The organism is Psychromonas sp. SP041, assembly GCF_000470315.2.
Classification (GTDB): domain Bacteria; phylum Pseudomonadota; class Gammaproteobacteria; order Enterobacterales; family Psychromonadaceae; genus Psychromonas.
In genome coordinates, this window is sequence record NZ_CBRF02000018.1 from 1 (window position 1) to 20468 (window position 20468).

Consider the following 20468-nt stretch of genomic DNA (forward strand, 5'->3'; position numbering starts at 1 on the left):
TTGCTAGGTCGATACTAATTACGCTACATTTCATTTTGGTCACTCCATGGTTAGATTGATTTGCTGAACACTTATCCAATCTTGGCACATTGTGATGCCTTCGTGGAGTGACCATCTCAGCACCCATTCATTGAAATAAGAAATATCAAAGAGTTACAATAAAAACCTTGCTCAATATGGCTACGTTCCCTCTCCCGTTGAGTTTTTCTTAATTAATGATTGCCTCCAAGTAAGATAAGGCATGTATGCTATTGCTAGCTCAGTTCACACATGGACGTGGCGTATGCGCAGTGCGTTAAGAAGGTAGTCATTTATTCAGATTTAAAAACGATCGGAGTCAGTCTCTTTGCTTATTTTCTCTGCTGGCAGAAAGAAAGTAAAGTCGCCGACAGAGCAGAAACACTGTAAATAAACATCAGGCCTTTCAAAATGTATAATTTTTACGATCAAACACCTCTAAATTTATTTGATGGTGATATTAACAAAAAAGACATTACTATTGTCTTTTCTGTTAGAGGGGAGAATATTAGTTTTACTTTAGGAAGCTTAAAACCACTAAAAGACCTTATTAACTCTAATATTAGATTCCCCCTAAACATAGAAGAAATAATATTAGATTTAAATTTTGGTGTTACTGAGCTAGGCTCATTAACAATATATAAAGGTAGTAAAAAAGGGTTAAAACTATATTTTTATAATAACGGTCAGCATTTGCATATTTTTTCATATGGAGAATTCCAAGTGGGAAGATTTATATGCATTTATGAAGCGACAATAAAAATTTAATATTTATTAGTTAACCTGATCTCGGGATAAAAATTAAACTAAAAGCTAACTCCACGATCTGATCTTTCGACCAAGAAACAACAAATCGTAAGAAAATAGGGCCAGATCTTACCTTTTGACTGTAAAGGAAAAAACAAAATCTGATCCCATTCTTTTACTATTCTTGATTTTTAAAATATCTGCTAGGCGCAACTTTTTCTGGATTCCAGCTAATTTTTTCTTTCAAAATAGCATTACCAGGCTTTGTATTTATCACACTCTTATTCATTACTATTTGGATGTTATAGCTAGCTTCTTTGGTTTTAAAGTTGAATATTTTAGCATCTTTACAGGAAAAACACTTAATAGAGCTTATATTTTTGGATAGTACACCCTGCCATTCTTTACCTTTAAATTGCCCATCTGTTTGCTTGTTTAACTGATCATTTATAGCTCTGGTAAGATAATTAGAACGTTTTTTACTTGTTAGGGCATTTGCTTTTTTTATGACATGATCACCTAAAAAAAAATTTGTAATTGGCTTTGAGCCAGGATTTTTCTTTATAATAATATCGATACCGTTAATTGGGTCATCACCGCCGATACCATAAGAGAACATAGGTATAAAAAAGATACTGATCAAACATAATTTAAATAAATTCATAAAACAATTCCTATTACAGTTAATTTAAGGTGTTGCATCGTGGCAATTATTGTTCATTATTCAATAATAGCACCCTCTTATTTTTTTACTAATTTGATAGCTTACCTATCAAGATTAAAACGTATAAACTATTGAATATAAAACATCCATTCAAGCCTATAAAAAACTAGCTATGACTCACTCTTGTACATGACCTAATTTTTAATTTTTAATTTTTAATTTTTAATTTTTAATTTTTAATTTTTAATTTTTAATTTTTTTACTGCATAAAGCTTCAATTACATATTATCTGCAACAGCATTTAAAAATCAAAATCTCATATTTTACTCCTCAGTTTAATATTGAACTGTTTTATAAACAGTTCAATATTCATTCCATATTTCGTTTGTTAATACAGAATCACTTCACCCATTAAAATGATTAAAATTTTATATTTACATTTAACATATTGAATAATTTGTTTTTTATGCGTTGTTTAATCAAAATTAAATCATTACACTTATCCATTGAAAATATAGGCAGATTTACATCAAATCTCTATTCGATTCTTAGTAGAAAATAAGATTTAAGTTCATTTTTGCATAATATTATAAGGAAATTAAAATGAATAAAGTACTCATTATATTAGCTGTAAGTTCTATGACTGGGTGTTCTACAAATATGTCTTCCGTCCCTAGTGATGAGGATCTAGAAGAGTATTCATCTCCAAATGAATTTATTACTTCAACCTTAGAGTTTGACGTAACAGGGTTAGGCTTATTAGATCATCCACATGAAAAACAACTTAGAACACATTTGACAGAAATTTATGGTAGTGAAATTGGAAATAAAATTATTTTTTTCCGCTCCTACTTTACCAAATTAAATGATACCCATTTATACAAACCCTTGAACAATGCAAAAGCATATTGTGAATATCAAGGTGGCACCCTAAACTTGGTTTATCGAGATAGTGCGAAACAAATATTTAGTCTTGATGCAAAAGGGGTTTCTTTCTCTAGGACTCTAAAAATGGAGGCTTTAGGTAGACAAACACATAGTTTTGCCGAATTAGCGTATAATGCATGGAAAGCTGGCGCCTTCGGTATGCATGAATGTGTAACCAACAATAAGTCGAGCTGGCGAATTTCTATTTTACCGTATAACTACAATCACTCAGATGGTTCTTCAGATGATGCATATACAGCAGATTTTATGGTGTATGTAGGTAATGATTATTTATAAAAAAGTGGCTTTTAGCTTTTTGCTTATAATAAAACCTTACTCAACTTGGCTGCGTCCATTCACCTCCGTTGAGTTTTTCTGAATGAATGAGTGCCTTTAGCAAGCTAAGGCATGGATGCCGTTGCTAGCTCAGTTCGCCACATGGATGTGGCGTATGAGCGGTGCGTTAAGAAGGTAGTTATTTATTCAGATTAAAAAACGAGTTGGGGCGAGTTTCTTTTGGTTCTGTTTTCTTTGTTCGTATAAAGAAAATGAACTCGCCGACAGGGCGAAAACACTGTAAATAAACATCAAACAGACTGGACGAGCGCAGACGAGCTAAAACAAAAGGTGGCTGCAACTCCCCCACCGTTGAACGTTCCCAAATAATCCATTGCTTTTAGCAAATGCCAAACAGGATGCTTGGCTTAGGCTCACTCTGACCAGAAAAAGTGCAAGGCACCCATTAACTTTGATAGCCAAAAATATCACTTTATCTTGCACAATGGTCTACCTTATTGGACGCTGAGATGATCACTCCACGAAGAGATACAATTTACCAAAATTGAATGAGTATTCAGACAAGTAATTATCAATTGATAATTTTCTGGGTACTTAAAAGAAAATAAACTAAAACCTCTGTACTTACTATTTGAATCTAAGTTATCAAAACAATCAAATATATTTCAACTATTATTATACCAATGAACATGTTACTGAATTCAAGAGCGATAATAAATTGAGATAAAGCTTTAATCGATTTTGGTATTACTTTTCTTGAATTCAATTCAATTTTTATACAAGTTTATTTGTTTTTAAATCATACCCTACTGGAGTATACTTTGATCTATAAAACTAAGGTTTTTGTTTCTTTAACAAAAACCTTAGTTTTATCTGATAATGATCTTATTAATGCCTGTCAAGAAATGAGCCAAGGACTTTTTGATGCAGACTTAGGTGGTAGTGTTTATAAAAAACGCATTGCTGCTGGCAATAAAGGAAAAAGTGCCGGCTATCGAACCATTATTGGAGCGGTTATCAACGATAAATATTTTTTCTTATATGTCTTTGCCAAGAGTGACAAAGCGAATATTAATTCTAAAGAGAAATTAGCACTAAAAGAGTTAGCTAAAGAATTTCTAGGGTTTGATCAGAATGAGCTAAACCAACTTGTAAATAATGGCGAACTTATTAAGGTAGAAAACAATGAGTGATATTTTAAAAGCAGTACATAAAACAGCTAAAGGCCTACAAAAATCTGGTGCGATAGATAAAACGACTATGCGTAAGTTTGATGCACTTTGTTTAACTAGTGTGCATGAGTTTACGCCAGATCAAGTTCGAGCTCTTAGACTTAAAAATAAACTTTCTCAACCCGTATTTGCTCGTTATTTTAATGTGAGTGATAAATTAGTAAAAAAATGGGAACAAGGAGACAGCAAACCAAGAGGTGCTGCATTAAAAATGCTATCACTCGCTGAAAAAAAAGGCCTTGATATAATCGCTTGATCGGACTCAATCTGAAAAAATAGAAAAAATCAGGTCTGATCTTGCCTTTTGCCTATAAAGCCCACCACCTACATAGAAAAATAATAAAGTCATTTGAGCAAGCTAACCGAGCGGAGGTTTTAGCTATAGTGCTAGTAATAATGCAGGCCTTATTCCAACAAAGTTTAGAGACTAATTTGCATGTTAAATCTATCAATTTAATCATAACCCTGCGCATTCTGGTGTGATGTTAACTAGCCTTTATAAATTTAATTATTTAATAAATTTGTGATTAAAAAATAATTAAAGAGTAAGCTTAAAAGTACGTTTTACACTGTTCATACTTTTATTCTTAGGTCGTTTTATGGAATTCAAAGATTATTATAAAATACTCGGAGTCAGCAAAGATGCTGATGTTAAAGATATTAAAATAGCCTACCGAAAACTTGCCCGACAATACCACCCTGACTTACATCCAGAAGAAGGTGGAGGTGACAAATTTAAAGAAATCGCTGAAGCTTATGAAGTATTAAAGGATGCAGATAGAAGAGCAAAATTTGATGAATTGCTTGAATATGGAGATCAATCAAGCCAAGGGTTTCAGCCTCCACCTGGATGGCAACAAAACCATCATACTTCTCAAGGAGATCCTGCCGCCGATCAGGACTTCTCAGATTTTTTTAATTCCATATTTAATGGTGGATTTGATCAATCCCATTTTAATGGTAGAGCTCAACCACATCACGCTAGAGGCCAAGATGTTGAAACAGAATTGGCTATTTCATTACAAGAAACACTACATCAACAAATTAAAACGGTTCACTATCAATTGCCTGTTTCTGAAGGTGGAAAAATACGCCAGATTAAAAAACAATTAAATATAAAAATACCGCAAGGTGTTATTAATGGTGAGCGTATTCGTCTTAAAGGCCAAGGAAAGCCGGGTTATGGCGGAGGTGAACCGGGTGACCTTTATCTACATATTCATGTAAACAGCCATCCCCTTTTTGATGTAAAAAAACATGATTTAATATTAACCTTGCCACTTGCTCCTTGGGAGGCGGCACTGGGAACTAAGGTTACCGTGCCGACACTCGATGGCAAAGTAACGTTGACGATAGCCGCGAATACTCAATCGGGTAAAAAATTGCGTGTCAAAGGTAAAGGCTTAAAAAGAAAAGGTAAGTTGGGCGATCTCTATGTCATCATTAATGTGATTATACCGCCTGTCAGCAATGATAAAGCAAACCAGTTATGGCAAGAGCTTGCAAAAAAATCAGCTTTTGACCCTCGGGTTTCATGGGGAGAATATTTATGATGCACAGATTAACGGTCATTTCACTCAGTGAATTATGTCAATTAGAAAGAATTGAAAGCCATCATATTATTGAAATCGTTGAGAACGGTATTGTTAAACCCATTGCTAAGACGATCAGCGCGGATGCTACCGATAACAACAAAAAGCCTGATTGGGAGTTTGAAACGGCCAGTGTTTATTGGATAAAAAAAGCAGTACGGCTGCACCAAGATTTAGAAATTGACTGGCTTGCGGTGGCCTTGCTTATCGATTTAATTCAACAGAGAGATGCATTACAAAAAGAAAATGCATTTTTTAAACAACAGTTGAGCCGTTTTACTGAGTATTAATAATGCGAGAATAATAAACGAGGAGCTTTTAGCTCCTCGTTCCTTTTTTATATTATTAATCAGCTTTCTTAATAATGAGTTTCTTAATAATCATCTTTCTTAAGAACCAGCTTTCTTCATAATGAGTTATATCGGCAGATTAAATATCAGAAAATAGTGATCCTATTTTTTTAGTGCCTCAATCATGGCGCTAGTGACCAAGGTAATACCTTTTTCAGAGACTCGAAATCCTCTCGCAATGTCTTTTTCTCTGTCGTAACCAATCGTTAACTCGGCAGGAATGCGGCAATTAGCATCGACAATGACTTTAAATAATTTACAATTTTTACCGATATCACACTCCGGCATTAATACCGATTGTTCAATGACACTATGAGAATGGGTATGTACGCTCGAATATAATATCGACTTACGAATAGTGGAACCTGAAACAATACACCCACTAGCAACTGTTGAATCCAGTGCAGTCCCTCTGCGAGTGGCACTATCAAATATAAATTTAGCTGGCGGTAGCTGACTTTGGTAAGTAAAAATTGGCCATGATCGGTCGTAGAGATCGAATTGAGGCTTGGGTTCTATTAATTCCATATTAGCCTCCCACAGTGCATCAATGGTCCCTACATCACGCCAATAAGGCGGTTTACTCGCGTCAGGGTCTTCGATCGGATAAGCAAAGATCTCATACTGTTTAATAATAGAAGGAATAATATCTAAACCAAAATCATGGTTTGAAGTAGGATTGATTGCATCTTTATTTAACTGTTCAAATAGAAACTCTGTATTAAAAACATAATTACCCATCGATGCTAAACACACACCTGGCTTACTGGGCGTTTCTTTAGGGTTGGCTGGTTTTTCATTAAATGCGATCACTTTATTTTTTTCATCTACCGACATCACACCAAAACTTCCCGCGGCCTCCTCGACACTTGCCTCAATACAACATACTGTCATATCCGCTTTATTCTCAACATGTTGTATCAGCAACTTACCATAATCCATACGGTAAACATGATCACCCGATAAAATTAATATGTATTTTGGTTTATGGCTGCGAATAATATCTATATTTTGATAAACCGCATCAGCGGTACCTGTATACCAATCGTTTAATTTATGGGGGGACGCAGGAAGTACTTCCACAAATTCAGATAAATCAGCTTTAAAAGTCCCCCACCCGCGGTGAATATGACTAATTAAAGAATGTGATTTATATTGTGTTGCGACGCCAACACGACCGATACCTGAGTTTAAACAATTAGAAAGAGGAAAGTCGATAATACGAAATGTACCGCCAAAGTAGACCGCTGGTTTAGCGCGGCGGTCAGTCAACTCAAATAAACGACTCCCACGACCTCCGGCTAAAATTATTGCATAGGTGTCTTTACTTAAACTACTGATATATCGATCATCGTTATTTAACATATGTCCTCCAGCTAATTTAAAGATTTTCACTGACGTTATCATCCATCAAGCATAGATCATTTGGCGCTTAATTATTTAAACAAGCAAGCTTAAATTATGAACAATAGAAGGTCTATTGACTTGCATCAATGAAGAGAATAAAGGCTAATTAAAGAGAGTTTTTATTGAAATTCTGATCTAGGAAGTGATTAAGAAAAGAAGAGTCTGCATGGCTGATAACTCAAAGTTATTATAATAATTGAGTATTTAACTGAGCATTTCTAGAATGAAAAAATAGGTTTTATTAACCTGCAGTTAATAAAAACTCAAAGTTATAGTTAACTACTTGCTAACGACGCATTGTGTCGTTAACAAGTCATAGTATATAAATAAAATTATAGTAATGTTTTCTTTTTACGACTTTGGCGGATGTAACTCTTTTCGAGTGATCCAGAGTGCAAATAATAATATGAAAAGCAATAAACCGCTTCTTATCAAATAACTAATATACAAATAGTCTGTCATAGTTAAATCGAGAACTATTTCAGTGCCAGATTCACCATGATGAATAGAACTAACCACTACAGACATAATCGAGGTTGACTCCATTTTATGTAATTCTTCAGTCGAATTTATAATTGTCGATATAAGTTCAACACTTTTATTCCGCCTGAAATAATTTCTTTGATATGAATATAATAATGAATCCCAATATTCATGAGGTGTATCCATACCAACAGCAGTAACTTGAATTTTATTTTCTCCAGGTGCCATTACACTATTTAAAGCGTCTTTCCATTGTATTAATAATTCTTTGGTTTTTTTTTGGGCATAATTATCTACTGCCGCGCTAAATGCTGACAATTCATTGCGCCTTTCATATGATAACCCCATGCTTTCTTCTGAGCCTCCTTGAAGTATTTCATCCCAACAATCAACCGTACAAGCTTTGTCACTTATTACGTTCCACATAGAAAGCAATTTATCTTTAATCTTCTGATTATCTTTATCATTTTTATCCACCCAATTTGCCCAACTGGATAATATTTTACTATCATATTCAGCAATATAACTTTGTTGAATTGGCTCAGAAGTATTTGTCTCCCCTTGCATTGCAATTATTAATCTCATACGTAAGTTGAAACTAGCATATCCTGCATCTGAAATAGTTGGGAAGGTTAATGTATCAACGACTTTTTTTAAGTCCTCTAAAATTGGTTTGGCGACAGCAGTGAAATCAGTGTTTGGGGCTTTATCTACTATATTAAATTGATCACAAATATCAGTCCATCTCTCGTTTGGCTCTGTATCTTCGCTAACTAATATACACTGTCGATTAATATTTTTTGCTGTTATGTGCTGCCCTGCTTTAATGGAAGACCAATCTTGTAATGTATTAATTTCAATAGCAGAGGGAGCAAACAGCATTTGAAAAGCCAGTTTAGCTTGTTGTAGGTTTGTACCAACACATAAATTAATTGCAAAGACAATTAATGTTATTATCATCCATGGAAAGTATTTTCGAGTAGGACGTTGAGTTTTAAAGTTATTCTCTAAAGAGTGAATATCACCGATACTGACAATATCATTGGTGCCACTTAACACTTCAAAATTAACTTCTTGTTGCAAAGGAAATTTATTTTTTGATTGCCAATAATCTGGGATAGAAAAGGTAGTTTTTCCAACTTTTTCATTATCATAAATATAGGCATAATCTCCATATTCTTTTTCCTCCATTTCATGAAACTTCCCTCGTAATTTCGTGACCTTGAATTTTTTTCTCTTTGCTTTATTTGATATATACCAAATAATAAAACCGATCAAAAAAGTGGCAGTGCATACTGCCAGTGAGATAAAACCTAATTCAGGGTCATTTAATGGCGCAAAGGTAAAAATGAGAGCCATTACAATGGTATATGCAATTCCTTTATTAGAGGGATCAAAATACCAGTTTTCATTTTCTGTTGCATCACGTTCACCAGTAACAATCAATGGAAGTGAATCTATTTGACCCCGAACGTTATTTTTTGAAAGTTCTCTGACCTGTTTTTCAAGTTCACGCTTTTTATCCCATTTTTTCAACTCTGGAATTTCTTGACGATACTCTTCTACCAAACTTAAGTCTCCGATAGATAATAGATAAATTTTTTCATCTATTACTGCGAGTTTAAGATTAGGAAGATCTAAAGAATTATCAGGGGTAGAAATACCCTTGTTTTTTAATATATTGAGAAAGTTAAATGGAATTTCAATTTTGGCTTCAAAAACAGTTAGTACTAAATCTGAAATACGGCCGTTCTCAGTTAAGCTTGATATTTGTATGTCGTCACTATCCGTCTCTATGATTGTTGCAGGTTCATTAGTGTCAATATTGTAATAATGATCCAGTACAACTAATTCTTCCGCGGTCGCTTGAATAATCTCAACTTCATCACTTTGTAAATTATTTAATTCTTTGGCAAGTTTTGATGCTTTTTTTTCCGCTTGCTTTGTATTTGATTTATGTGAAAAATAGTTGATCAATGAATAAATCATCATAATAACTACTACAATGTTGAATATCATTACGGCGGTATTATACACTTGTAAAATCCTTATAAATTAAGTCTAATAAATTGAATTTAGGTTTAAAAAAGCGTTGAAAAATAACACATTTATCAAAACAAAGATATGTTATTGATAAAATCAAAATAAAGCTAATTAACATTTATTTTTTATAATAATTTTTTAAAATTAAAATAACTAAAAAGATGTAATACATGCCACTTATACATACTAGTCGACGTCATTACACACAGAAAAAGCCACTCCTATAATGTATTGGAGAAGTGTTCATATAAATAAATTGATATGAAAAATTGAATAAGTAGTTAGCATTATATTGGTAAGGTAATGCCTCTTAAGTAGTACTTATAAATAAGAGGCATTGAAATAAGAGGCATTAAAAATTTGATTAGTTTAACGACGTAACAAGTTGAATTTCTTTTTCTTGATTCGCTTTATGCTGGCTGATCATTTCGTTTATAACTTGGTGTACATCTTCATTTTTACCTTCATAAAGATACGACTGCTGTTCAGCAAACCGAGGACCACCGCCGCCACCAGGACCATCGTGGAAAAAAGGAGCACATCCGGTTGTTGCCAAAAGAACCACAGTTGCCATCAATAATGTTGCTTTTTTCATACCTTTTTGCATCAGTTTTTTCATAAAGTACTCCAATAAATTTAACACTATTGGCTACTCTACAATAAGATTGTGCAAAAAATATGCAAAGATAGAAGATAACAATAATTATTTATTAGCGACTATATGTTTATTAATCAAGTACGTATCTATTAACCAAGGACAGTGTTAACGACATTCTTAAATACACTCACACAGAAATAGAAATACATCCAGACATAAACACAGTTAAATGTAAGTAAAATAGAACGTAAATTTTAGACAAAAAAAATCCGCACTTGTTAAACAAGTACGGATTTAAAGCAGTTAACTACGGCCTTAAAATAGTTTTAATAAGTTTTTATAACAAGCTTAACTTACCCGACTATTGAGAGTCATTTAAGACTTAAGCGTAAACTGGGTGTTCACCACAGAATTTAGCAACTTTAACTTTAACTGCTTCAATTGTTGCAGCTAGTTTTTCTTCATCTTTAATCGCATCAAGCACGTCACAAATCCAAACAGCTAGTTCAGCGGCATCAGCAGTGTTTGCACCGCGACGAGTGAATGCTGGCGTACCGATACGTAGACCAGATGTAACAAATGGAGAACGTGGATCGTTTGGTACAGAATTCATGTTTACAGTGATGTGAGCAAGACCTAGTGCAGCATCAGCTTCTTTACCTGTGATGTCTTGAGCAATCAAGTCAACTAGGAAAAGGTGGTTTTCAGTCCCGTTAGATACGATTTTGTAACCGCGATCTTGGAAGACTTTAACCATTGATTTAGCGTTGTCTAACACGTTTTGTTGGTACACTTTAAACGCAGGTTCAGCACATTCTTTAAATGCTACCGCTTTAGCAGCGATAACGTGCATTAATGGACCACCTTGACCGCCTGGGAATACAGCTGAGTTTAATTTTTTCTCAAGTGCTGGATTCGCTTTAGCAAGGATAAGACCACCACGTGGGCCACCTAATGTTTTATGCGTAGTTGTTGTTACAACGTCAGCAAATGGTACAGGGTTAGGGTAAAGACCCGCAGCCACAAGACCAGCAACGTGTGCCATGTCTACAAACAGGTAAGCACCTACTTTGTCAGCAATTTCACGGAATTTAGCCCAATCTACAATACCTGAGTATGCAGAGAAACCAGCAACAATCATTGTTGGTTTATGTTCAATCGCTAGACGCTCAACTTCAGCGTAATCTAAAACACCTGTATCTGGGTTGATACCGTATTGAACAGCATTGTAAACTTTACCAGAGAAGCTAACAGATGCACCATGCGTTAAGTGACCACCGTGAGCAAGACTCATACCTAAAACAGTATCGCCAGGTGCACATAATGCAGCGTAAACAGCACTGTTTGCTTGAGAACCAGCATGTGGTTGTACGTTTGCGTAGTCTGCACCAAATAAAGATTTAGCACGTTCGATTGCTAGAGACTCAGCAACGTCTACATATTCACAACCACCGTAGTAACGTTTACCAGGGTAACCTTCAGCGTATTTATTTGTTAATTGACTACCTTGTGCTTCCATAACACGTGGACTAGTGTAGTTTTCTGACGCAATCAGCTCAATGTGATCTTCTTGGCGTTGTACTTCATCAGTCATTGATTGCCATAACTCTGGATCGTAATCAGCAATATTCATATCTCGGTTAAACATGTGCATCTCCTGCTAGGAATTGTAAGTATAAGTCAATTTGATGTAGCGCATTTTACGCAATCTTTGTGCTATTGCATAGAGCAAATGATGTGAAATATATCTGAGATGAACGTGAAGAATAATAATGTGGAATAATAAAATAAGCAGATGAATGATTAATCAGCTAAATAATCAATCATTCACTGCCTTTTTAATTAAACTGCGACTTAAAAACTCAGTGAAAATACTGCGGAATTCAAGCTTTAAAACTACCTCTATACAATACGTTCTGGTAAAGGGTTTTTCGCGGCACAAATAACAATAGCAATCGATTTTGAATTAGGTGTAAACGTAAAATCACCGTAATTAGCTAACGCCACTAATGGGTTGGCTTCAGGATAATAAGCAGCCGCATTACCCGTCGGAATATCATAAGCCAGTATTGTAAAATTAGTGACTTCTCTGACCACTTCATCTCCCCATAATGCTTCGATATCGACTTTATCACCTGAGGCTAACCCTAATGCAGTGATATCACTCTCATTCAATAAGATGATATTACGATCACCACTTAAACCTCGGTATCTATCTTTAAATCCATAAATCGTTGTATTGTACTGATCATGAGAGCGCAGTGTTTGAAGCACAAAGATACGATTTTTAGTTAAGGCTCGTTGTGATGCTGACACAATGGAATCGGGTAAAGGTGAGCTATGGAATTGTGCTTTTTGATCATTTGTATTCCATATTCGTTGCCCTGCTGCATTACCTAGATAAAAACCGCCGGGTGCTTGCAAGCGTTGGTTCATATCAGAAAACCCTGGGATAGTTTGGCTAATATAATCGCGAATCAAATCATAATTTTTAATCGTTTCCAGCCAATTAATAGGCGAACTTCCTAAGGTTGCTTGCGCAATGCCAGCTATAATCGCGGGTTCTGAACGCATTTGGCGAATATCACTTTTAATAACACCTTGAGAGCTATGCACCATAGAGAATGAGTCTTCTACGGTTATTTTTTGAGACTTTCCTTGTTGCAAATCGATATCTGTACGGCCTAAACAAGGTAAAATTAATGCGGTTTTACCTGGGTATAAATGGGTTCGGTTTAGTTTAGTCGCGATATTAACCGTTAGATCACAGCGGCTCATAGCTTGACGTGTGATTTCAGAGTCTGGCATTGCAGCAACAAAGTTTCCGCCTAAACCAATGAACACTTTACTGTCACCACGTAACATAGCTTCCACTGCTTGAACGGCATTATGTCCGTGCTCTGCTGGTGGTTTAAAGTTAAAGGTTTTCTCTATGTTATCTAACAATACACTATTGGGCTTTTCATCAATTCCCATCGTGCGGTCGCCCTGTACATTTGAGTGACCACGCACAGGACATAAACCAGCGCCCTTTTTACCTATATTGCCAAACAGTAATTGTAAGTTAGTCATTTCATTAATGGTTGGAACAGAATGTTTGTGTTGTGTAATACCCATTGCCCAAGTGAAAATAACGCGTTTTGATTGTTGATACACATCCGCAGCAGATTTTATTTGTTTTTTTGATAAACCTGACTGCGCAGTAATGTCAGACCAAGGTGTGGCATCCACTTGTTCTAAATAAGCATCTAAGCCGCTAGTGTGTTGTTCAATAAATTTAATGTTAAAGACACGGTCGCCATTTTCAAGTGCTTGGTTATGTCGTTTTAGTAAGACTTTGACCATACCGCGCACAGCAGCCATATCGCCACCTAAATTAGGCGTAAAATATTGGTTAGTTAATTTAGTTTCTCCACCTAACACCATATGAGCTGGCGATTGTGGATTGGCAAAGCGCTCTAAACCACGCTCTTTTAAAGTATTAAACGTCACAATATTCGCACCACGTTGAGCAGCATGACTTAAGGTATGCAACATACGCGGGTGGTTAGTCCCTGGGTTTTGACCAAAAACAAAAATAGCATCAGCGTGGTCGAAATCTTCCAGTGTTACTGTTCCTTTACCGACACCAATCGCTTGTTTCATAGCATAACCACTGGCTTCATGGCACATGTTTGAACAATCTGGAAAATTATTAGTGCCAAATTTTCTAATCATTAACTGATATAAAAAAGCAGCTTCATTGCTAGCACGGCCAGAGGTATAAAATTCAGCTTGATTAGGATCGGTTAAACCATTTAAATGCTTGGCAATTAATGCAAAAGCGTCATCCCAACTAATAGCGACGTATTTGTCTGTTTCTGCTTGGTAAACCATAGGATCAGATAGGCGACCTTGATCTTCTAAATAATAGTCACTTTGTTTACGTAATGCGGACACTGAATATTCGGCAAAGAATTCAGGCGTTAAACGACGTGATGTTGCTTCCCAATTAACTGCTTTTGCACCGTTTTCACAAAATTTGAAACGATCTTTTTTGCTGTCTTCACCCCAAGCACAACCTGGGCAATCGAACCCATGGTCTTGATTGGTTTTCATTAAATTTAATATGTTTTTAGCGACGTTCTCACTATGTAATAAATGTTTAGCTGTACTGGCTAGTGAACCCCATCCACCAGCTGCTGCAGTATATTTTTTAACGGTCATTAAGGCCTACCTATGATAATTAGATTAATGGTTGTTATTAAAAATTAAATGGTTATAAATAAAATGATTAACACTGTGCTTTAATTAAACGGAAATCACCGTGATAAACATTAAAAGTGTATTCACTCACAAAGCCTATTAAGGTGATATTAAATTGTTTTGCGACTGAAACAGCCAAGCTTGAAGGTGCACCAATGGCAACGACTACTGGTATGTTTGCCGCTACTGCTTTTTGCATCAACTCAAAACTGACACGACCGCTAAGCATTAATATATTCTGATTATCTAACAAACTTTGCTGTAACAATTCTCCGATGACTTTATCTACAGCGTTATGTCGGCCGACATCTTCTTGAACGGACAAACAACTATCTACGGTAAAAATTCCCGCGCTATGCACCCCACCCGTAGCGGTAAATAAAGCTTGTTGCTCTCTTAGTTTTGTAGAAAGTGATAAGAGTTGATTAATGGACAACCAGTGAGTTTTATCATCAATATTATGTGTAAAGGTGTGTGCTAACTTTTTAACATCGTTTGCACCACAAATTCCACAACCAGAATGGCTAACAAACTGACGACTTAAGCTTTTCCAATCGAATTGAATATGTTTATCGAGATAAACATCACATTGATTATGCTCTTCACAACTGATTTTTTCGATATCTGCTGCATGATGAATTATCGCGTAAGATAATAATAACCCTGTCACCAAAAAGGCATCTTGCCCCGGTGTTCTCATTGTTACCATCAGTGGTTTTTCAAGTTGCTTGCCCGTCTTTGGGCAGTTCCAATGCAATACAATATTGAGCGGTTCTTCACTTATCACAATATCTTCACTCAAGCGCAGATCAACAGTTCCTTCTGGAGTTAATCGATAACGTTGTCGATTAACATACTGATAGGACATTGAACTCATTACTAACCCTTGATAAATTATTTTTTTAAAAAAATGATTCAGGCTGATATTTATTTAGAAAACAAATAGGAGGATGACTCGTAGAATTCAGATTTATAACATATTATTTACAAAATTTTTAGAGTTAATGAGCAATTTACTAAAAAATATTTAGGACAGTTAACTAGCAGCATAAATAGTCGCTTTATAACGCCTCATTAAGAGCAAAAGCTACTTTCAACAAAAATGCCCCTTAAAATATTGAACAAGGACCAAATAAAGTGACTGATTATGATGCTAAATTAATAGATGTTTTGAAATTATTAGGCGCTAAATGGTCAATTATTGACTATCAGTTAGCAGGAATGGGCTGGGCTGTGATAATCTCGAATAACTATGTTCAATTTACTCTTCATTCTGATCGAGGTCATGTAGATATTTATCTTGGAGAATATCAAGAAAACCAACTCATCAGTTGTAAAAACTCAGCAGAAGAGATTGCAGAAATAATCATAATAAATATTGTCTAACAAAAAATATAATTAAGGATAAAAATGAGAAATATTATCGCTTTATTTTGTGCCCAGAATTATGATTGAAAAATATGGCGCTATTTGGATAAAAACTGAGCAAAAAAATTCAACAAGAATTGTCTTTGAAGAGTATTTACCTAATATTGATAAACTACAAATAATATATGAAAGAGTCGATGGAAATTATCAACCTTATTCTTGTGTGAAAAATAAAGATCCTCAATGGTGTCTGCCAATATGGATACCCGAAAACTCGAAGGTAATTTTATCCACGATTGAATCTGCAAAAAAATATTTAATAAGCTTTGTATAACCTATTTATAAAAAATTGAATTCAACTAGCCCCTGTAAATAATAAGAATTGAATTATTAACAGTTGTTTTTCTTCGCAGTATTTTAGTTAATCACTTTGAAAAAGAAAAACATAGAGATGCCCTATTCAATCTAAACGCTTGCTTTAATTACTATCAAACTCAACTCACCTGATCTCACTATCCTTTTTCACACTAAGCTATAATTGCTTGATCATTAATCTACTTTTATCACTTTTGATTACCTAAGCGATTACCGTCTGTTGCTTGTTGATTGGTAGATACTCTACAATAGCTAACAATTATTTTATTCATTATAAAGGATTCCCCATGGCTCAAGCATTGCCTGATAAGTTCATTTATTCTATGTCACGCGTTTCTAAGGTCGTTCCACCTAAACGTACGATTTTAAAAGATATTTCATTAAGTTTTTTCCCTGGCGCTAAAATCGGCGTATTAGGTTTAAATGGCTCAGGTAAATCAACCTTATTACGTATTATGGCCGGCATCGATCAAGAATTTGAAGGTGAAGCACGCGCATTAAACGGCACTAAAATCGGTTACCTTGCACAAGAACCTGTATTAGATCTTGAAAAAAATGTACGTGAAGTGGTTGAAGAAGCAGTATTTGAAGTTAAATCTGCACTAACAGAACTCGATGCCGTTTACGCAGCCTATGCTGAGGAAGATGCAGACTTTGATGCCTTAGCAAAACGCCAAGGACAACTTGAAGATATTATTCAAGCACATGACGGACATAATCTTGATAATCAATTAGAACGTGCTGCCGATGCACTACGTTTACCAGCTTGGGATCAACCGATTAAAGTACTGTCTGGTGGTGAACGTCGACGTGTTGCGTTATGTCGTTTATTACTTGAAAAACCAGACATGTTATTACTAGACGAACCAACCAATCACTTGGATGCGGAATCTGTTGCTTGGTTAGAACGTTTCTTACATGATTATGAAGGAACTGTTGTGGCCATTACCCATGACCGTTACTTCCTTGATAATGTAGCAGGTTGGATTTTAGAGTTAGACCGTGGTTACGGCATTCCATGGGAAGGTAACTACTCGTCTTGGTTAGAGCAAAAAGATGAGCGTTTAAAACAAGAAGCAGGACAAGAGAAAGCACGTCAACGCCAAATTGAACAAGAACTTGAATGGGTTCGTTCAAACGCGAAAGGACGTCAGTCTAAAAGCAAAGCTCGTTTATCTCGTTTTGAAGAGCTTAATAATCAAGATTTCCAAAAACGTAATGAAACCAATGAGCTATTTATTCCAACAGGCCAACGTTTAGGTGATCAAGTTATCGATGTTAATAACTTAACTAAATCATTTGATGGCCGCGTGTTAATTGATGACTTAAGTTTCAGTATTCCTAAAGGTGCGATCGTTGGTATTATCGGTGCCAATGGTGCGGGTAAATCTACGTTATTTAAAATGTTAGACGGCACTGAAAAACCTGACTCTGGTGAAATCATTGTGGGTGAATCAGTACAAATGGCGAGTGTTGATCAGTTCCGTGATCACATGAATGATAAATTAAGTGTTTTTGAAGAAGTCTCTGGCGGCAGCGATATTATTCAAGTGGGTAATATTGAAATACCAAGCCGTGCTTATTTAGGTCGTTTTAACTTTAAAGGTTCTGACCAATCTAAAATCGTAGGTGATTTATCAGGTGGTGAGCGCGGACGTTTACATTTGGCTAAACTGCTTAAATCTGGTGGCAACTTATTGTTACTCGATGAGCCAACCAATGATTTAGATATCGAAACATTACGTGCACTTGAAGATGCCCTGCTTGGTTTTGCTGGTTGCGCCATGGTTATTTCGCATGACCGTTGGTTCTTAGACCGTATTGCAACGCACATCATTGATTACCGCGATGAAGGTAAGGTTAACTTTTATGAAGGTAACTACAGTGATTATGAAGCATGGATGAAGAAAACATACGGTGCAGCTGCTGTTGAGCCAACACGTATTAAATACAAACGGATAAGTTAATAGATTAATAAAGCAGAAAACAAAAAACCATTCAAATTGAATGGTTTTTTTATGTTCTGACTTTCTAATCTAGCTGTTAGATAAGTTTCTTTTACGGCGATTAATAGCAAATAATCCAAGGATCGCTACTGCAAATATCCCCAATGATGCAGGCGCTGGAACTGAGATTGGATTTGAAACAGAAATATTATTAACTACCAATTTTGATTTGACAGTATTGTCATTAACATTGAATACCCCTAGGGTATAAGTTAACAAACCAGACTCTGTTGCAGTCCAAGAAAAGTTGCCTGTTGTCCAATCTGCTGTCGACGTATCAGCAAGCCAATTTAGATCACCTAAGTTCAAGTTAACAAAGGCAAAATCATTAAAAGTTGAATTTGACTTTTCATCGCTATACCACAGCCAATCAAATGAAAAAACTGAGCCAGTATCCACGGTAACGGTATTTTGATAAGCAGATCCAGAGTTTACGTTACCCGTTGAAATGTTATCAAAAGCACTCTTATCTGTACCAGTAAAAGCGGCAACTTTGCTATCACTTTTACCGCCATTTGAATATATAAATAAACTATCGTTATATTGTGTAACAGTACCAATGGCATAAGAGCTAGATACTTGTTGCCCAATTGTATTATGACTAATGACAGTTGCTTGTGTAGCCATTGAAAATAACAATGGCACTATAATTGAGATGATTTTTCTCATTAACTTTTTCTTTTAATATTTAACTGGGCAAAAACTACCCACAAAGAAATAAAAAGCAAAAATCATAATAAATTGAAACTAAAGAGGTTAATTAAAATTTTTAAAAGTAAAAAAGGAAAAATGTTAAATAAACCGACAGTTCAAGAAAATAGAGAGCAACTACTATAGATATAGTGATTTTATAATAGTTGCTCTGTTGGGTTTACAACAGAAAGCGACTGAGATTAACCAGTAAAGAGGGCTTGATAATTAGTGAATCGCCTTCTTCTTATTTTCAAGCTTGTCTTTTTCGAATTTTTCTTGTGCTTCTAATAACGGCTCATAACGTTTATCTGTCAAGATTTTCATGAAAGCAACTAAGGCGTCGATTTTACGATCGGATAATGCATGTGCGGTAAGATCTTCTTTGTCTACCGTAGTAGGCACTTCTGGCGCTCGCCAAGGTTTACCTGTTTCAGGGTTAATAGAGCGTTCAACATTATTATAATGGTCATAGAATTCCATCACGGTACGCAATTCTTTAAACACACCATTATGCATATAAGGTCCAGTAACCGCGACGTTACGTAATGATGGGTTCTTAAATTTACCATCATATTTTGGGTCGTCTACTGCTGGATTTTCTAATAAACCATGGTCAATAAAATCAGCTTTTAAATGCCCTAAACTTATTAAATCGATGCTAGCAGGTACTCCAATATTACGATATTGATGGTTTGTAAAAGGCTCTTTTTTACTGTCTTCTGTTTTCAATAAATGACAACTATTACAATTCACATTGTTATTTGAGAAAAATAAGGTGCGACCTAGATCTTCTAATACTGTTAGATCATATTCCCCTTTTAAAAAACGGTCATATTTACTATCGTAAGTCGCAAACTGTTCAGTATTTTCAAATGCTTGTAATGCATTAGCAAATCCTTGAAAAGCCGGTAACACTGTACCTTTAGATGATGGTTCAAAAACGTTATCACCATATAAACGTTTGAATGTAGACACGTAAAAAGGGTTTTCTTTAAGACGTTCAACTAATGTTTCAGCATTAGGCAAGCCCATTTCTACTGGGTTTAATGGCGGCCCCATGGCTTGGTCTGCTAATGTATTGGCACGACCATCCCAGAATTGTCCTCCAACATATTCTTTTAAAACCTCATCAAAATGAAACGACGGTGAGGTATTTGAATAGGCTGCCATCGGCGTATTACGCGAGCCTAGTGATGCACTATCATCGCCTAGCGAAACGATGTTTTTTGATGCATTTACACGATGGTCAGTAAACCCTTTTGAAGGTTCATGGCACGTCGAACAAGACATCGTTCGGTTAGTAGAAAAGGCAGTATCTAAAAACAATATCTGTCCTAATTCTGCTTCAGTGAGTTGATTGGCAGCATTCGCTGCGTTGCTACAAGTGACTAATACTAATAAACAATAAAATAGTTTTTTCATT

Annotated in this window: 18 protein-coding genes; 9 read left to right on the forward strand and 9 right to left on the reverse strand. The window is 35.4% G+C overall.

Translation table 11 applies throughout. The features are described from left to right. Positions 1-429 precede the first annotated feature (429 nt). On the forward strand, positions 430-786 hold the full coding sequence (locus SP041_RS11340) for a hypothetical protein (protein ID WP_025563028.1): 357 nt from the start codon (positions 430-432) through the stop codon (positions 784-786). A gap of 157 nt (positions 787-943) precedes the next feature. Here the strand turns inward: SP041_RS11340 and SP041_RS11345 are convergent, their stop codons facing one another. After that, positions 944-1429, reverse strand: a complete 486-nt coding sequence (locus tag SP041_RS11345; RefSeq protein ID WP_025563029.1) for a hypothetical protein — start codon at positions 1427-1429, stop codon at positions 944-946. 603 nt (positions 1430-2032) lie between these two features. Between SP041_RS11345 and SP041_RS11350 the strand changes: the two genes are divergently transcribed. The 5 genes from SP041_RS11350 (at position 2033) to SP041_RS11370 (ending at position 5767) form a co-directional block, all read left to right on the forward strand. After that, entirely contained in the window at positions 2033-2653 is a 621-nt protein-coding gene (locus tag SP041_RS11350; RefSeq protein ID WP_025563031.1) for a hypothetical protein, read from the forward strand. Positions 2654-3474: 821 nt separating this feature from the next. Further along, entirely contained in the window at positions 3475-3846 is a 372-nt protein-coding gene (locus SP041_RS11355) for a type II toxin-antitoxin system RelE/ParE family toxin (protein WP_025563032.1), read from the forward strand. Continuing rightward, on the forward strand, positions 3839-4141 hold the full coding sequence (locus SP041_RS11360) for a DNA-binding transcriptional regulator (protein WP_025563033.1): 303 nt from the start codon (positions 3839-3841) through the stop codon (positions 4139-4141). The genes SP041_RS11355 and SP041_RS11360 overlap by 8 nt, the downstream gene beginning before the upstream one ends. A gap of 343 nt (positions 4142-4484) precedes the next feature. Continuing rightward, on the forward strand, positions 4485-5438 hold the full coding sequence (locus tag SP041_RS11365) for a DnaJ C-terminal domain-containing protein (RefSeq protein WP_025563034.1): 954 nt from the start codon (positions 4485-4487) through the stop codon (positions 5436-5438). Then, a complete protein-coding gene (locus SP041_RS11370) occupies positions 5435-5767 on the forward strand; it encodes a chaperone modulator CbpM (RefSeq protein ID WP_025563035.1) in 333 nt (110 codons plus the stop codon). The genes SP041_RS11365 and SP041_RS11370 overlap by 4 nt, the downstream gene beginning before the upstream one ends. Before the next feature lie 162 nt (positions 5768-5929). Here the strand turns inward: SP041_RS11370 and glgC are convergent, their stop codons facing one another. The 6 genes from glgC to fdhD all read right to left on the reverse strand — a co-directional run bounded on the left by glgC (position 5930) and on the right by fdhD (position 15480). Beyond that, positions 5930-7192 carry a glucose-1-phosphate adenylyltransferase gene (gene glgC, locus SP041_RS11375; RefSeq protein WP_025563037.1) on the reverse strand — a complete coding sequence of 421 codons (1263 nt, stop codon included), beginning with the start codon at positions 7190-7192 and terminating at the stop codon, positions 5930-5932. Positions 7193-7585: 393 nt separating this feature from the next. Continuing rightward, entirely contained in the window at positions 7586-9754 is a 2169-nt protein-coding gene (locus SP041_RS11380; RefSeq protein ID WP_025563038.1) for a hypothetical protein, read from the reverse strand. A gap of 370 nt (positions 9755-10124) precedes the next feature. Then, positions 10125-10379: a hypothetical protein gene (locus tag SP041_RS11385; RefSeq protein WP_025563039.1), complete on the reverse strand. Its 255-nt coding sequence runs from the start codon at positions 10377-10379 to the stop codon at positions 10125-10127. 361 nt (positions 10380-10740) lie between these two features. Then, positions 10741-12006 (reverse strand): serine hydroxymethyltransferase, encoded by a 1266-nt coding sequence (gene glyA, locus SP041_RS11390; RefSeq protein ID WP_025563040.1) that lies wholly within the window; start codon positions 12004-12006, stop codon positions 10741-10743. Positions 12007-12260: 254 nt separating this feature from the next. Continuing rightward, positions 12261-14564 carry an FdhF/YdeP family oxidoreductase gene (locus SP041_RS11395; protein WP_025563041.1) on the reverse strand — a complete coding sequence of 768 codons (2304 nt, stop codon included), beginning with the start codon at positions 14562-14564 and terminating at the stop codon, positions 12261-12263. Between the two features lie 67 nt (positions 14565-14631). Beyond that, entirely contained in the window at positions 14632-15480 is an 849-nt protein-coding gene (fdhD, locus tag SP041_RS11400) for a formate dehydrogenase accessory sulfurtransferase FdhD (RefSeq protein WP_025563042.1), read from the reverse strand. Between the two features lie 260 nt (positions 15481-15740). Between fdhD and SP041_RS11405 the strand changes: the two genes are divergently transcribed. The 3 genes from SP041_RS11405 to ettA all read left to right on the forward strand — a co-directional run bounded on the left by SP041_RS11405 (position 15741) and on the right by ettA (position 18313). Next, the gene (locus tag SP041_RS11405; protein ID WP_025563043.1) at positions 15741-15989 is read left to right on the forward strand and encodes a hypothetical protein; all 249 of its coding nucleotides are present in this window, start codon (positions 15741-15743) and stop codon (positions 15987-15989) included. A gap of 61 nt (positions 15990-16050) precedes the next feature. After that, positions 16051-16305, forward strand: a complete 255-nt coding sequence (locus tag SP041_RS11410; RefSeq protein ID WP_025563044.1) for a hypothetical protein — start codon at positions 16051-16053, stop codon at positions 16303-16305. A gap of 328 nt (positions 16306-16633) precedes the next feature. After that, positions 16634-18313, forward strand: coding sequence for an energy-dependent translational throttle protein EttA (ettA, locus tag SP041_RS11415; RefSeq protein WP_025563045.1), 1680 nt, complete (start codon positions 16634-16636; stop codon positions 18311-18313). 69 nt (positions 18314-18382) lie between these two features. On the opposite strand, the gene SP041_RS11420 is transcribed toward ettA, so the two are convergent. After that, entirely contained in the window at positions 18383-19021 is a 639-nt protein-coding gene (locus tag SP041_RS11420) for a PEP-CTERM domain protein (protein ID WP_025563046.1), read from the reverse strand. A gap of 249 nt (positions 19022-19270) precedes the next feature. Beyond that, entirely contained in the window at positions 19271-20467 is a 1197-nt protein-coding gene (locus tag SP041_RS11425; RefSeq protein ID WP_037048053.1) for a cytochrome c peroxidase, read from the reverse strand. Position 20468 lies beyond the last annotated feature (1 nt).